This is a genomic window from Parabacteroides sp. (assembly GCF_977054455.1).
The window spans coordinates 139,318-155,501 of the sequence record NZ_CDRTCT010000007.1; the positions used below are offsets into that span (position 1 = coordinate 139,318).

The 16,184-nt window shown below is 46.6% G+C and carries 14 protein-coding genes; 5 read left to right on the forward strand and 9 right to left on the reverse strand.

Features of this window, described 5'->3' with window-relative positions:
• Positions 1 to 5 precede the first annotated feature (5 nt).
• The 5 genes from ACW6QF_RS05105 (at position 6) to ACW6QF_RS05125 (ending at position 8,608) form a co-directional block, all read left to right on the forward strand.
• A complete protein-coding gene (locus ACW6QF_RS05105) occupies positions 6 to 1,661 on the forward strand; it encodes a RagB/SusD family nutrient uptake outer membrane protein (protein ID WP_298547040.1) in 1,656 nt (551 codons plus the stop codon).
• A gap of 61 nt (positions 1,662 to 1,722) precedes the next feature.
• Entirely contained in the window at positions 1,723 to 3,102 is a 1,380-nt protein-coding gene (locus ACW6QF_RS05110; RefSeq protein WP_456087036.1) for a DUF6057 family protein, read from the forward strand.
• 6 nt (positions 3,103 to 3,108) lie between these two features.
• Positions 3,109 to 4,563 (forward strand): TolB family protein, encoded by a 1,455-nt coding sequence (locus tag ACW6QF_RS05115; RefSeq protein ID WP_456087037.1) that lies wholly within the window; start codon positions 3,109 to 3,111, stop codon positions 4,561 to 4,563.
• A gap of 19 nt (positions 4,564 to 4,582) precedes the next feature.
• Positions 4,583 to 5,137 carry a DUF3332 domain-containing protein gene (locus tag ACW6QF_RS05120; protein ID WP_456087038.1) on the forward strand — a complete coding sequence of 185 codons (555 nt, stop codon included), beginning with the start codon at positions 4,583 to 4,585 and terminating at the stop codon, positions 5,135 to 5,137.
• Between the two features lie 93 nt (positions 5,138 to 5,230).
• Positions 5,231 to 8,608: a glycoside hydrolase family 2 TIM barrel-domain containing protein gene (locus tag ACW6QF_RS05125; protein WP_456087039.1), complete on the forward strand. Its 3,378-nt coding sequence runs from the start codon at positions 5,231 to 5,233 to the stop codon at positions 8,606 to 8,608.
• A gap of 573 nt (positions 8,609 to 9,181) precedes the next feature.
• Here the strand turns inward: ACW6QF_RS05125 and rny are convergent.
• From rny to hpt, 9 genes are all read right to left on the reverse strand, one after another.
• Positions 9,182 to 10,717, reverse strand: a complete 1,536-nt coding sequence (gene rny, locus ACW6QF_RS05130) for a ribonuclease Y (RefSeq protein ID WP_456087040.1) — start codon at positions 10,715 to 10,717, stop codon at positions 9,182 to 9,184.
• A gap of 108 nt (positions 10,718 to 10,825) precedes the next feature.
• Complete coding sequence (locus ACW6QF_RS05135; RefSeq protein ID WP_298547052.1) at positions 10,826 to 11,116, reverse strand: cell division protein ZapA; 291 nt, start codon at positions 11,114 to 11,116, stop codon at positions 10,826 to 10,828.
• A 5-nt stretch (positions 11,117 to 11,121) separates the two neighbouring features.
• Positions 11,122 to 11,415, reverse strand: a complete 294-nt coding sequence (locus ACW6QF_RS05140) for a hypothetical protein (RefSeq protein WP_456087041.1) — start codon at positions 11,413 to 11,415, stop codon at positions 11,122 to 11,124.
• Between the two features lie 152 nt (positions 11,416 to 11,567).
• Positions 11,568 to 11,768 carry a winged helix-turn-helix domain-containing protein gene (locus tag ACW6QF_RS05145; protein WP_456087042.1) on the reverse strand — a complete coding sequence of 67 codons (201 nt, stop codon included), beginning with the start codon at positions 11,766 to 11,768 and terminating at the stop codon, positions 11,568 to 11,570.
• A gap of 141 nt (positions 11,769 to 11,909) precedes the next feature.
• Positions 11,910 to 12,602, reverse strand: a complete 693-nt coding sequence (locus ACW6QF_RS05150) for a B3/B4 domain-containing protein (RefSeq protein WP_456087043.1) — start codon at positions 12,600 to 12,602, stop codon at positions 11,910 to 11,912.
• Between the two features lie 34 nt (positions 12,603 to 12,636).
• On the reverse strand, positions 12,637 to 13,500 hold the full coding sequence (gene pgeF / locus ACW6QF_RS05155; RefSeq protein ID WP_456087044.1) for a peptidoglycan editing factor PgeF: 864 nt from the start codon (positions 13,498 to 13,500) through the stop codon (positions 12,637 to 12,639).
• The gene (gene obgE, locus ACW6QF_RS05160; protein ID WP_456087045.1) at positions 13,448 to 14,611 is read right to left on the reverse strand and encodes a GTPase ObgE; all 1,164 of its coding nucleotides are present in this window, start codon (positions 14,609 to 14,611) and stop codon (positions 13,448 to 13,450) included. Before obgE ends, pgeF begins: the two co-directional genes overlap by 53 nt.
• 21 nt (positions 14,612 to 14,632) lie before the next feature.
• Positions 14,633 to 15,202 (reverse strand): adenylate kinase, encoded by a 570-nt coding sequence (locus tag ACW6QF_RS05165; RefSeq protein ID WP_298555084.1) that lies wholly within the window; start codon positions 15,200 to 15,202, stop codon positions 14,633 to 14,635.
• A gap of 124 nt (positions 15,203 to 15,326) precedes the next feature.
• Entirely contained in the window at positions 15,327 to 15,866 is a 540-nt protein-coding gene (gene hpt, locus ACW6QF_RS05170; protein WP_298555087.1) for a hypoxanthine phosphoribosyltransferase, read from the reverse strand.
• Between the last annotated feature and the right edge of the window lie 318 nt (positions 15,867 to 16,184).

A 16,184-nucleotide genomic window follows, 5' to 3' on the forward strand; every position in this document is an offset into this window, starting at 1 on the left:
GAAATATGAAAAAGAATTATATATATATAGCCCTTCTGGCTATCACACTATTCGGTTTCAGTTCATGTAGCGATTTTTTGGATCGCATACCGGATGACGAACTATCAGACGGTAGCTTCTGGAAAACTCCCAATGACGCAAAAATGTTTATTGCAGACGTATATCGCCAGGTATTACCCGGAGGTGATAACGGAGATATCGACTCGGATATCGATTCGGATAATGCAGTACATGGTATCAAATGGGCTGCCGGAGATGTATCCAGAGGTATCTATGATCCCGCCGCGATGAGTTGGAGCGGAGACTATAAAGCAATCCGCGCTTGTAACATCTTGCTGTCTAAAATAGACAATATATCTGATTACAGCCAAGCTGATAAAGAAGCAGTGATGGGAGAAGCCCGTTTTTTACGAGGTTATACCTATTTCGGACTTATCCAAACATTTGGCGGAGTTCCCTATGTCGACCAACCGGTAGACTTGAGAGAAATGGGAAATATTACACGTACGCCGGTCGAAGAAGTCTACGCAAAAGTAATGGAAGACTTTGATTATGCAATAGCCCATTTACCCGCCCAATGGGGAAGTAGCGATTATGGTCGTGCAACAAAAGGCGCAGCCAATGCCATGAAAGCGCGTGCAGCACTATATTTCAAGAACTACGACACAGCAGCCGATGCCGCGAAAGCCGTTATCGAATCAGGAGAATATGAGTTGTTCGACGCAAATAATACAGGCAAGTATGCCCATTTATTCTGGGAAGAACAAGAAGCTTGCAAAGAGGCTATTTTAGTAAGGCAGTTCAATGCGCCGGAATTGACAAATTACATCATCGGTTGGGGATGTTTTCCAACAAAAGGCTGGGGAGGCATCAATCCGACTCAGAGCTTAGTCGATGCTTTCGAATGTATTGACGGATCTCCGATTGATAAATCCACAACTTACGATCCCGCAAATCCATTTAAAGATCGCGACCCGCGTTTAGAAGTTTGTGTATTGCACGACGGAGAAGAAATGTATGGCGTAACCATCAAAACAGCCCCACTGAAATCAAGCGGTTCTACCGGCGTTGCCCAACATAACGATGCTACAGCTACAGGATATTACGATCAAAAATGGCTGGACCCGTCAATCGACCCACAATCAACAGGTTGGGACATGGGTAAAGACTGGCATGTTATTCGGTATGCAGAAGTATTGCTGACCTACGCAGAAGCTAAAAATGAGATTTCACCATTAGATGCTTCAGCTTTTGATGCTGTCAACCAGGTACGTCGTCGTGTAGGCATGCCGGAGTTACAAAATACGGATGCAAGCAAACCGACCTATTGCGGCACACAAGATGCCCTTCGTCAACGTATCCGCAACGAATGGCGAGTGGAATTTGCAATGGAAGGCAGCAAGCGCAAATGGGACATCCGCCGTTGGGGCATAGCTAAAGATGTGTTGAACGCTCCGTTCCTGGGAATGAAATACAAGATGGTTGATGATCCTAACGCTCCGGAAGGAGACAACGGAAAGAAATGTATCCTGTATCAGGGTGAAAACATCAAACTGACAGGTAGCAAATATGAAGATCATAACTACCTGTTCCCAATTCCGCAGGAAGAAATTGACCTGAATCCGGCTTTGACCCAGAACCCGGGATACTCGAAAAAATAAGCGATATCAATATTTACAGCAAACACGGGAGGACAGATGTTCTCTCGTGTTTCATTATTTTATGAAGCATATTCACTGGTTACTTTTTGCCCTTCTCTTCGGTTTGCTCCTGTTCATGTTTATGGACAGCCTGGCTTATCTTTTCCCTTACCATGAACAACAGCAACTTTTCCTGTTTACCAATTCCTATCTGGAGAGTTATTTATCAGAGCCGGGAAAGACTGGTGAATATTTTGCAAACTTTGTCATCCAATTCTTCTATCTGCCTTATACGGGAAAAATAGTATTGGCATTTATCTTATCCTGCCTATATCTGCTACCGACATTAACCATTCGGAGGCTAACCGGGAAACACGATCCGTTACAGATAGCATTACTTCCATCCCTTTATTTATTCATACAATTCGAATCGTCTGATTTCGAGATCAGCAGGATTACAAACCTTTTCTGTATTTTCCTTATAACATGCTTACTGTCCTTACTTCACAGAAAAACTTTTTGTTATGCCTCGATTCCCTGTTTCCTGCTGACTGGATTCGCATTGGGCTGGATCTATCCAGTGGTTGTCTTCATAATCCTTTTGCTAACCGCACTTTCAGCCTGCATACTGCCCCGTCTCATAAGCAACCCCAAAACACAGAAAAGTTGTACAATCCTATGCCTGATTGTGTATGCCTCATGCACATTCTATTCGTTTGTCCGTACTTACAATATGCGCGAACGGTTACTGATCGAAACAGAGCTTCATGTAAAGAAACAAGAATGGGACCAGGTTCTTACCCTTGCAAAAAAATATAGAGGAGAAAGCCAGCTAATGGATTATTTCTGCAATATGGCTCTTTACCATACCGGACGTATGCCTTACGACCTGTTGAATTACCCGCAGAGCTATGGAATCAATTCTCTTTTCCTGCCCTGGGTCAGCGATCCACGACAAAGCAGATATGGACATTATTTGTATGAACAATTGGGCTATATCAACGAAGCTCAACGCTGGGCGTCCGAAGCGTTGGTAGTCTACGGAGAAACAGCTCCTACTCTCCTGAACCTGGTTCGTTACAACATTGTAAACGGACGCCAGGAAGTCGCCATGCGTTTTATCAGGCTCTTAAAGCAATCCTTGTTTTACAGCAAGCAAGCTGAAAAATATGAAAGGCTGGTCCCTACCGGTGAAGTTCCGGGCTTAACGCCTGTTCCCCAACAAAAAGAGAAGAAAGCACGCTTTGCCAATATTCAGAATTTAGGCCCGGAGCTTATATTTATCTGTGAGCAGGATTCTACCAATCGTATGGCGTTCGAATACCTGATGAGTTACCTCATACTTAGCAAAAAGACCCTACTATTCGTGGAGTACCTGCCACGAATAAAACAATTCTCTTATCCGGGAATGCCGCCTCTTTACCAAAATATACTCGACAACTATAAACAGACACAACAATAACAGCTTATGAAACCGTTTATCATCCTTCTATATATAATATTGATGACTGCCTGTAGCCAGGAAAAGATCACACCGGATGCTTACATAGATAAACCTCCCACCCTGTTCCCCGACTACACAGCAGTCACATTTCCGGTCAACATCGCACCTCCCAACTTTCAGATAGAAGAGGATGGCGAGGAATTTTATGTAGAAATAGGATTCGAAGACAAAGTTGTCTTTACCCGGAAAAATAAAAAGGGAGAAATAATTATTCCTTTGAAGCAGTGGCACAAACTGGCCTCGGCAGCAGCCGGAAATGAGTTTTATATCCGTATTTCCATCCGGCAAAAAGGGAAATGGACACAATACAAAGAGATCCGAAACTCCATTTCCGCAGAGCCGATAGATCCATACTTGGCATACCGCCTTTTATATCCGGGCTACGAGCTATGGAATCAAATGGGTATTTACCAGCGTGACCTCACCTCCTACGAAGAAATCCCCATTATCGAAAACAGATCGGACAGATCGACCTGCATGAATTGCCACACCTTCTGCCAAAACAATCCGGAGACGATGATGATCCATATACGGGGGAATAACGGGGGAACCATTATCTCCCGTAACGGGAATGTCGGGAAAGTCGACGTTAAAAAACCGGGAATGAGCAATGGAGGGACATACGCAGCCTGGCATCCGGGCGGGAGATATATTGCTTACTCCGTCAATGAGATACAGCAGTTTTTCCATTCTACCGGTAAAAAGCCGATAGAGGTATCGGACCGGGAATCCGACCTGATCGTATGGGATTGCGAAACAAACCGGCTTATCACCGACTCGCTTATTTATGGGCCGGAATGGATGGAGACATTTCCTACCTGGAGCCCGGACGGAAAAACATTGTATTTCTGCCGAAGCAAGGCCATCACTCCCCGAACCTCTTTGGACAGCATCTATTATGATTTGTACAAAATACCATTCGATGCCCGAAGACAAACATTCGGTAAACCCGAATGCGTATACGAAGCATCGGCTTTCCATAAAAGCATTTCCTTTCCGAGAATCTCTCCGGACGGAAACTACCTGATGTTCACTTGCTCCGATTATGGCAACTTTTCCATATGGCATCCTGAAAGCGAACTTTATCTTTTAAATCTGCAAAATGGAAATATCCGAAATATGCAGGAAGTAAACAGCGATAATGTAGAGAGTTTTCACACTTGGTCTTCTTCAGGGAAATGGTTTGTTTTCAGTAGTAAACGTGTAGACGGACTATGGGCGCATCCGTTCATTGCTTATTTTAATCCGGAAACAGGGCTCGCCGGCAAGCCGTTTATGGTTCCTCAGAAAAATCCCGAATACTATAAAACCTTTATCAAGACATTTAATTTGCCGGAACTCATAACCGTCCCGGTAACAGAAAACAAACAGGGTCTTAAGCAAATCCGAAATAAATTGTTATCTTCGCCCCCAAATTAACTACAAATATTAAATATTCATGAAGAAAAAAAGTGTAACTTTATTGGTAGCGGCAACGCTTGCCAGCAGTGTATTATTCTCATCATGTATTGGATCATTTGGGTTATCCAATAAGCTGTTGGATTGGAACAGAAACATTGACAGCAAGTTTGTAAACGAACTGGTTTTCATCGCCTTCTGGATTGTTCCGGTTTATGAAATCTCAGCATTAGCCGATGTATTAGTATTAAACTCTATCGAGTTCTGGAGCGGAAACAACCCTGTTGCAGATGCCGGTACGGTAAAAACAATCGAAACAAAAGACGGCACGTATGCCATCGAAACCAAGAAAGACGGCTACCACATCCAGAAAGAAGGAGAAGAGAAAGCGGTCGACCTGGTCTTCAATGAAGCAGACAAGAGTTGGAGCGTAGAAGCAGACGGCGAAGCTACCAAGTTATTGAAGTTCAATGGTAACGACGAAGTTGTCATGTACCTTCCCGACGGCAAAGAAATGAATGTGGAACTGAACCAGGCCGGCGTACTTGCTTTCAGACAAGTTGCCGAAGGTTATTCCTTCTACGCAGCAAGATAATTGAGAATTGAGAATTGAAAATTGAGAAATGTTTGTTTACTCATGATTTTCAATTCTCAATTTCTAAAGTGCTAATCTAAATTAAAAATGCATATGAAACACAAGATCAAACAAACGATGCTCACAGGAGCATTGAGTTGCTTCCTTCTGGGCACCGCATTGGCTGACAATACGACGAACCGGCCTGCGAAGCCTTACTGGCAGGACATCCAGGTCGTTGCCGTAAACAAAGAGGCACCCCGCTCCTCTTTCATGAGTTATGGAGACCGTGCCACAGCTCTCTCTTCCCGATATGAAAAAAGTCCTTTCTATTCGTTGCTGAACGGCACATGGAAATTCTATTTCGTAGATTCGTACAAAGACCTTCCCGCCAACATCACAGATCCTTCTGCCAGCACTTCCGATTGGGACGACATCACCGTTCCGGGAAACTGGGAAGTCCAAGGACATGGTACCGCCATCTATACGAACCACGGATATGAGTTCAAGCCGCGTAACCCTCAACCTCCGCTTTTGCCGGAAGCGAATCCGGTAGGTGTTTACCGCCGCGACTTCGAGATTCCCGCCGGTTGGGACGGACGTGACGTATATCTGCACATCGCCGGAGCCAAATCGGGCTTATATGTGTATGTAAACGGCAAGGAAGTCGGCTATAGCGAAGATTCCAAGAATCCGGCCGAATTCCTGATCAACAAATACCTGCAACCGGGCAAGAACGTACTGACGCTGAAAATCTTCCGCTGGAGTACAGGCTCCTATCTGGAATGCCAGGACTTCTGGCGTCTGAGCGGTATCGAACGCGACGTCTATCTATGGTCACAGCCCAAGATCGCCGTCAATGATTACCGTATTGTCTCCACGCTCGACGACACCTACAAGAACGGTATCTTCAGTCTGGCAATGGATATCAAGAACCATTCCGACAAGGTCAAGAACATCGACGTCACATACGAATTATTAGACACAAAAGGCAATGTGGCTGCAACGGCCGAAAACAAGCTGTGGGTAAGCCCGAACACAATTACAACGACTTCGTTCGAAAAGACATTGGACAACGTGGAAAGCTGGAACGCAGAACATCCGAACCTCTACAAGCTGTTGATGACGATCAAGGAAGACGGCAAGGTGACGGAGGTGATCCCGCAGAACGTCGGTTTCCGCCGCATCGAAATCAAAGAGATCGACCGGATCGCCGGGAACGGCAAACCATACACCGTCTTGCTGTTCAACGGACAGCCGATCAAGTTCAAAGGCGTAAACATCCACGAACATAATCCGCTGACCGGACATTACGTGCCGGAAGAACTGATGCGCAAGGATTTCGAACTGATGAAACAGAACAACCTGAACTCCGTCCGTCTGTGCCATTATCCGCAAGACCGCAAGTTCTACGAGCTTTGCGACGAATACGGATTGTATGTTTACGACGAAGCCAACATCGAATCGCACGGCATGTACTACAACCTGCGTAAAGGCGGTACGTTAGGCAACAACCCGGAATGGTTGAAACCGCACATGGACCGCACGGTCAACATGTACGAACGCAACAAGAACCATCCGTCCGTCACGATCTGGTCATTAGGTAACGAAGCCGGAAACGGTTACAACTTCTACCAGACTTATTTATACCTGAAAGATAAGGAAAAGACCATGATGGGCCGTCCGGTCAACTACGAACGTGCCCTTTGGGAATGGAATAGCGATATGTATGTACCGCAATATCCAAGCGCCGGATGGCTGGAAGAGATCGGCGCACAAGGCAGCGACCGTCCCGTTGCACCGTCCGAATATGCCCACGCGATGGGTAACTCGACCGGTAACCTGTGGGGACAATGGCAAGCCATCTACAAATATCCGAACCTGCAAGGCGGTTGGATCTGGGACTGGGTAGACCAAGGTATCCTTACCAAAGATGAAAACGGAAAAGAGTTTTACGCTTACGGCGGTGACTTCGGCAAAGATATGCCGAGCGACGGTAACTTCCTTTGCAACGGTCTGGTCAATCCGGATCGCACACCACATCCGGGAATGGCAGAAGTGAAGTTCGCACATCAGAACGTCGGCTTCGAAGCAGTAGATGCGGCAAACGGCGTGTTCAAGATCACCAACCGCTTCTACTTCACGAACCTGAAAGACTATATGTTTACTTATACCATAAAAGCGAACAACAAGATCATCAAAAGCAACAAGATGTCACTCGATCTGGCTCCGCAGGCCTCACAGGAAATCACGGTCCCCGTAGCCGGCCTGAAACCGCAGGCAGGTGTGGACTATTTAGTTGACTTCGCCGTTACGACCGTAAAGGAAGAAGGTCTTGTTCCTGCCGGCCATGATATCGCACGGGGCCAGTTCCGTCTGCCTGTCGAAGCCGACAAGATGGCTTATAAGGCCGGTGGTCCTAAACTGACTGTATCGGAAGAAGGAGACAACGTGAAGGTGACTTCCTCGAAAGTAAACTTCGTATTCGATAAGAAAGCCGGCGTCGTCACCTCTTACAAGGTGGGCAACACGGAATACTTCAACGAAGGTTTCGGTATCCGCCCTAATTTCTGGCGTGCCCCGAACGACAACGACTACGGAAGCGGCGACCCGCAACGTCTGGAAATCTGGGAAATCGCAAGTCGTAACTTCAACGTGACAAACGCTTCCGCTGAAATCGCAGATGGTAATGCAATCGTGAAAGTCGACTACAAATTGCCGGCCGGCAACCAGTTCGTCATCACTTATAAAATCTATCCCGACGGCACCATGAACGTGGCTACACTTTTCACTCCGGCTCATTTGGATGGAAAGAAGATCGAGATATCGGAAGCGACTGCAACCGCCACATTCTCTCCGGGCCGCGAGAACATGAGCGAACGCGACAAGATGGTCGTTCCGCGTATCGGCATACGTTTCCGCCTGCCGGCAACGATGGATCAACTGGAATACTTCGGTCGCGGTCCGCTGGAAAACTATTGGGACCGCAAGGCAGGTTACATGATCGGACAGTACAAGAGCACCGCAGGAGAACAGTATTTCCCTTATGTCCGCCCGCAGGAAAACGGCCACCATTGCGATACACGCTGGATTTCATTAGGCGGTAAAGGCAAGAACCTGTTGATCGTTGCTGACGACGAGATGGAATTCAACGCACTGCGTAACTCCGTCGAAGATTTCGATGCCGGCAAGGCGACCGACCGTCCGTACCAGTGGAACAATTTCACACCGGAAGACATCGCCAACCGTCCGGAAATCGGACCGTACGACAAACCTCGCCAGACGCATATCAACGACATCGCACCGCGTAACTTCGTCGAAGTATGCGTAGACCTGAAACAGCAGGGATTGGCCGGCTACGACAGTTGGTATTCACGTCCGGAACCGGAATACACTTTACCGGCAGACCGGGAATACAAGTGGGGCTTCACATTGATCCCCGGAGCCAATGCCAATAGCGCACAGAAGAAAACGGGTTACAGCTACAAATAAATAATCCGGTTTTACATAACAATTAAAAAAGCGGTTGCCCCATTCCGGGCAGCCGCTTTTTTGCATCGGTAATATTCTTACCCGCGCTATTCGCTTCCTGAAAAGGTAGGCATCGGCTGTCGAATAGGTGCCTACCTTTTTACTGCTACCCTATAGGCTTTTCACGAAAAGGATATAGGCTGTATTTTTTAGCCTATACCCTATATTTTATGAGACAGGACCCCCTCCGATCCCCCTCCATATGATAAAACTAAAAACAGGGTTCACAGGCAGCAAACACCTAATGATCAATAATTTGTTGTGAAACCTGTGAAACAAGTTTACGATCCGCCCATCCTATCGATTCATCCTGCCTCTTTTATCCTGCATTCACAGGGTTCACAGCAACATACTGATCTACAAAAGCTTCCAAGCTGTGTGAACCCTAATACATAAAACAACCGATGGGCATTTAGAGGATAATCCAAGAATATTTGAACCATTAAATGAAGGTTTTATAAAAAACAGAGGCTGTGTCGTAATTAGGTGTTACGACACAGCCTCCTCCATAAATTTATTCAGTGATTATCGATTCTACTTGGCGTAGCTTACCGCACGAGTCTCACGGATTACCGTGATCTTCACCTGACCCGGATAAGTCATTTCATCCTGGATCTTCTTTGCGATTTCGTTTGACAGGTTTTCAGTATCCTTATCGTCGATCTTGTCGGCCCCGACAATTACGCGGAGTTCACGACCGGCCTGGATAGCATACGTCTTCACTACCCCCGGATAAGAAAGAGCCAACTGTTCCAAATCATTCAGACGCTTGATATAAGCCTCGACGATCTCACGACGGGCTCCCGGACGTGCACCCGAAATAGCATCACAAACCTGTACGATCGGAGCAAGCAGCGTCTGCATTTCCACTTCGTCGTGGTGAGCGCCTACAGCGTTGCAGATATCCGGTTTCTCTTTATATTTCTCACAAAGCTTCATGCCTAAGATTGCGTGCGGCAATTCCGGCTCGTCATCGGGCACCTTACCTATATCGTGCAACAGTCCGGCACGTTTCGCCTTTTTCGGGTTCAAGCCCAACTCGGATGCCATCACAGCACATAAGTTTGCTGTTTCTCGTGCGTGCTGCAACAGGTTCTGGCCGTATGAAGAACGATATTTCATCTTACCGATCATACGGATCAGTTCAGGATGCAAGCCATGAACACCGAGGTCGATAACGGTACGTTTACCTGTTTCCACCACTTCGTCTTCCACCTGTTTTTTCACTTTCGTCACCACCTCCTCGATACGTGCCGGATGGATACGTCCGTCCTGTACCAACTGGTGCAAAGCCAGACGAGCTATTTCACGACGGACCGGATCAAAGCCGGACAGCACGATTGCTTCGGGCGTATCGTCTACCACGATCTCGATACCGGTTGCGGCTTCCAACGCCCGGATGTTACGGCCTTCGCGACCGATGATGCGGCCTTTGATTTCGTCAGATTCGATATGGAAGACAGTAATCGAATTCTCGATTGCCGTTTCGGTAGCCACACGTTGGATAGACTGGATAACGATTTTCTTCGCCTCCTTGTTGGCCGTCATCTTCGCTTCTTCCATGATTTCGTTGATATAGGAAGTGGCTTCGGACTTAGCCTCGTCTTTCAGAGATTCGATCAAACGCTCTTTCGCTTCTTCGGCAGAAAGCCCGGAAAGGGTTTCCAGATGTTCGACTTCACGCTGGTGAAGTTTATCCAGATCCTGCTTCTTCTTTTCTACCATTTCCAGTTGGGCAGCCAGGTTCTCCTTTACGGCATCCACTTCGCTATTCTTGCGTTGCAGATCTTCCTGACGTTGGTTCAAACTCAACTCACGTTGTTTCAACTTAGCCTCTACAGACTGTATCTTCGAATTACGGGCGGACACCTGTTTCTCCAAGTCCGCTTTCAAATGAAGGAACTTCTCTTTTACTTCGAGCAGCTTCTTCTGCTTCATTACTTCCGACTCCTTTTCAGCCTCGCGTATCACGGCGTCATACCTTGACTTCATAAGGACTCTCATCACAAACCACACGAGCAAACCTCCGACAATGAAGGTCACAAGTGCTATGATTATAGTCATACCCATTTTACTTATAGTTTAAATTCAGTTATATTATTATACAAAAAAAGCACTGCCTTACACGGATACACCCATGCAAAGTAGTGCGGAAACGCATCTTCTTTATTCTTACAACTATTTATCCTTCAGGTAACTTTCCAGTTTATCGGTCAGTTCCTGTATCTTTTCAGTAAAGGGACTTGTGTCATTCTTATCCTCCAACTTCAAGTTTTCCACCGATAGCTGAAAGGTCACCATGGCTAACAAATCTTTTACATCCACTTCGGAATATTTCTTCCGGTACTGGTCCATTTTCTTCCTGATTTGCCTGACAGCCTCACGGGCTACCTGCTCCTCGCTCCGGTCGATCCTGACACCATAACTTTTACCGGCTATCTCTACATGTATAAGAAATTTATCGTCCATCGCCTCTATTCGTTTAATAGTGCAATGCACTTGTCTACTTCCCGCACTAACTTGGATAACCTCATCCTGGCACTTTTCATTTCTCCTTCGTTGACAGAAACGACCCGTGCAGTCAGCATGTTATCACATTTGGCATTCAACTCTTCGATCGTCTTCATTGCTTGTCGAAGTTCTCCTTCTTTCTGTACCAAAAAACCTTCAAGCTCGTTGATTTTCTGTCTCTGCCTATCGCAAAGTTCCATCAGATCACGAACCCTAACATCAAATACAGCTAACAATCTTTTATGATCTTCGGTCATTTCACACCAAATTCTACACAAAAGTAAAGGATAGAATTGAATAAAACAACGAATCGGTTTGTTTTTTTGACAGAAAACGTCCGGACACACAAAAGGCCGTTCAAACTAAAATCCGAACAGCCCTCCTTTTAATAGATTCAGCTACGCTATATTTATACTAACGCAACGTACAATTCACCCTCAACGTCTTCGAAAGCCAATTTGCCTTCTTTCGCTAACCAACCAAAAGCAGCATACATATCTTTTTCCGCTTTAATCTTAGTAGCTTTCTTTACTGCCTTAACACTCATCTTACCGCCTTCATTTAATGCGTTCCAAACAAGGCCGGCGTTTGTTCCAATCAATTCGATCATGTTTCTTTTTGTTTTGTTAATTCGTTAACGGGGGCAAATTTATAGATTAATCGATTAAAACAAAAGGATATACATGTTTTTTAGCATAAAAATAGGCGCTTTTTATACTTTGAAAGCATAATTAACACTATTACAACACAATTATAGTACTATTTTCGTCCTGTCCTTAGCAGTAATAAGTTCCGCCTCCATGTTTGTAGCTGAAACATATTTGCTTAATAATCCTACCGCATACTTTCCCGCCGCCTCCAAACCGTCTGATCCGGAATAGCCATTTATAATCATTAACAGGCGGGTGGTATCCAGTCCGATTTTTGTCCGTTCCTCGTCGCTCGTCGGAGTCCCGACCCCACCGACCGCATCCCGGTAGACAGGCAAACCTGCGATATTCAGTTCACCGCGCCCGATTCCATGATAAATTTCACCTTCTTTGCCGACTCCCAGCACCAGGCTGCCACCGGCAATCTTGTCCGCATCGAAGCCGCCGATGGAATATCCGCTACGAATAGAGAGCAAATTGATGAGATCGACCAGCGTATCGACCTTATAAAGGGGTAATTCACGAAGAATACGCCTCCGCAGCGCTTCAGAAGAGGGACGATAACGATTCGGATCTTTTCCCAGACGCTTATAAGCCTGGCGGGTGGCCTGGATAGGGAGCCATTTATTGATTTGTTCCAGTTTAACTGTTTCCCGGACCGCCTTTTCTTCGTCCGCTATCTCTTGCCAAAGCCGTTCGTCCGGTTCCGAATTACAAACATCACAAGACAGGACCAAAACATGCAAGTCCGGACAGGCAGTAGCTATTTCTTCTGAAATTGAAATGTGTAACATAGGAGAAATTTATGATTTATAAAACTATAGATTGTTATTTGTCGACTGCTTGCTGTTTAACAACTATACCGGAAAAGATACGCCCGCTCTTGATTCCTAAGCGGCGGGCGGAGAAGAACTCGTCGGGATGGGTGTAGGTGCAGATGCCGGCGAGTTCGATATTTCCGGCAGAGAGGCCCGCGGCTAATAGTTGCAGGCGGTTGGCCTCCCATAAATCGATATGGGCTTTTCCGGTATCGGCATTACGCTTCAGGATACGCGACATTTCAAAACCGGCCTCCCGAAAGGCATCGACCACCTCCTCGCCGACTTCGAAGGCATCGGGACCGATGGAAGGAGCAATACCGGCTTTCATGAGGCAAGGATCGGCTCCATATTCATCCATGAGGAAACGGACGGTTTTTGCAGCGATACTCTGTACGGTCCCCCGCCAACCGGCATGAACGGCAGCTACCGCCTTCACATCGGGAGCGTACAGCAGGACAGGGACACAATCGGCTGTCGAGACGGCGATGCAAACGCCCGGCACATCCGTCACCAACGCATCTACACCGTGCAGATAAACCCGCTGTTCATCCAAAGGAAGGGAAAGGAAAAAAGGTTCGATCGAACGGATCTCCGTCCCGTGGACCTGAAAAGGCGAGAAAATACGTTCGGATGGTATCCCGATTGCATCCGAAAGAAGTTTCCGGTTCGCCCGGACGGCTTCCGGATTGTCCCCGCTGTATTCACCGGGGTTAAAGGAGGCATACGCACCTTCGCTCGCACCTCCCTGACGGGTCGTCACAAAATGAGAGATGTTGCAATCCTCGCTCAATACGGGAAATTGCAACATCTTCACCTTATCATTTGGAAGTATCTTCATCTTCTTCGTCGTCCCAATCTTCATATTCTTCATACTCTTCATCGTCGTCGGGATCCTCTTCCTCAAGAGGAATGACAAAATCGTCATCGTCAAGCGAAAGTGCGCTTACATCGATGTTCTTATGGACGATACGCTCTACTTCATGGAACGTTTCCTTATTCAGCTCCTTCCACAACAGGTCTTTCAGTTCGGTGATCCCCATTCCGGTAACGGAAGAGATAAAGACATGCGGAACGCCTTCCGGAAGATCTTCGGACAACGCCTCGATCAACTCCTCATCCAGCATATCGCTCTTGGTGATAGCCAGAACACGGCTTTTACCCTGCAAATCCGGGTTATACTTGACCAGTTCGCCCAAAAGGATTTCATATTCTTTCTTGATATCATCCGCATCGGCAGGCACCATAAACAGGAGCAACGAATTGCGTTCGATATGGCGCAAGAACCGCAATCCCAAACCTTTACCTTCGCTGGCGCCCTCGATAATACCGGGAATATCGGCCATAACGAACGAACGGTTGTCGCGATAGCTCACGATACCCAAGTTCGGTTCGAGCGTCGTAAACGGATAATTGGCGATCTTCGGTTTGGCAGCCGAAACAACCGACAGCAACGTCGACTTTCCGGCATTCGGGAAACCGACCAGGCCGACATCGGCCAACAGTTTCAATTGCAGGATCACCATGCGTTCCTGTGCCGGTTCGCCGGGTTGCGCATAACGGGGCGCCTGGTTGGTCGACGTCTTGAAGTGACAGTTGCCCAATCCTCCGCGTCCGCCTTTCAACAGCATTACCTGCTGACCGTCTTCGGTCACGTCACAGATAAACTCTCCCGTATCGGCATCGTACACGACTGTTCCGCAAGGAACCTCTATCACACGATCCTCACCGTCTTTTCCGAAACTGCGCTTGGCACCGCCGCCTTCGCCATTCGTCGCCATGATATGACGCTCATACTTCAGGTGGAGAAGTGTCCAGTAATTCCTGTTTCCACGAAGATACACATGGCCTCCTCGCCCTCCATCGCCTCCGTCGGGACCTCCTTTCGGAATGTATTTCTCGCGGCGAAAGTGAGAAGACCCTCTCCCGCCCTTACCAGAGCGGCAATAGATCTTTACATAATCTACAAAGTTCGATTCAGCCACTTTTACTTTTTAATTTATGATTTACAAACTATTTACCGCATCCTTGATACGGCCGAAAATTTCTTCGATTGTACCCATACCTTTGATGGCGACATGTTTGCCTTCACCGATATAGTAATCAGCCAGAGGAGCAGTCTGTTTGTGATAAACATCCAGTCTTGACTTGATTGTTTCCAGATTATCATCCGAACGGCCTGAGACCTTCCCGCGTTCCAACAGGCGGTTGATCAGTTCTTCTTCTTCTACCTGAAGGTTCAACATAACTGAAACATCGGTTCCGCGCTTGTTCAACATTTCTTTCAGTGCTTTTGCCTGCGGGATCGTGCGGGGAAAACCATCGAAGATAACGCCCTTGGAGTTCACTTTGCTGTCCAAAACCTTAGCCAGCATGTCAACGATCAGTTCATCCGGGACCAGTTGTCCTTTTTCGATGTAATCTTTAGCAATCTTACCCAGCTCTGTCTCGTTCTTCATTTCAGAACGCAAAACATCACCTGTAGAAATATGGTCCAAACCATATTCTTTAATAATCAATTCGCTCTGTGTTCCCTTTCCTGAACCGGGAGCACCAAAAATAACAATGTTCAACATAAAAAGTTTACCTTTTAATTGACAATTGGCAATAGACAATCACATCAACGCCCAATCACCGATCATCGCTTATTATACATTAATCTAATAAATTCCCCCTCTTTAACCGGCCAGCGACCATTTATCAGCTCTCGACTATTTTATAGATGTTTCTGTAAGCTCGTCCCATCTCATCATAATCCAATCCGTAACCGACAATAAAGTCACTCGGAATCCGGATACCGATATAATCAGGTTTCAGACTGCACTTCAACGAATCGGGCTTGAACAACATAGTCGCCAGTTTGACATCGGCCGCCCCGTCCTTGCGAAGTTTATCCATCACATACTGCATCGTAAAGCCGGTATCGATAATATCCTCGATCAAGATCAAAGTCCTCCCTTTCACATCGGCCTGTACCGGCATAATCTCACGGACCACACCGGTTGTACTGGTCCCTTTATAGGATGAATAGCGGGCAAAAGTGATTTCATACGGTTCGTTCAACTGCCGCATCAACTCCGCCGTGAACATAAAAGCCCCGTTCAGAATTCCCACGAACAACGGATGCGTGCCTTTCACATCGGCGCGAATACGTTCCGCCACTTTCGCAATCGCTTCTTTTATCTCCTCTTCCGGGATAAAGAGTTCAAATTCTTTGTCTTTTAATCGGATCCTATCCATATTCCGTTCGATTTTCGAGGGGACAAAGGTACAACTTTTTCGGGTAAGCGCAAACTTATCCGTAACCGTTTCCATCCGATAGGCAATACAGACAAATCAGGAGAAAGGCAGATTTGACACATTGCCACTTTTATACCGGTAAGACAGTCCACTTTGTTATGTTAAAAAATATTACCCGCCAGTGTAATTCCAAAGGGTCTTGTTCACTTTTGCTGCCTTATACACAAATCATCATTCTTTTGAGTAGTTCTATGCTTCCTCGTCCATAACACATTCTTTTAATCATCTTTAATTTGTTGACAAATCCTTCTGTAGTAC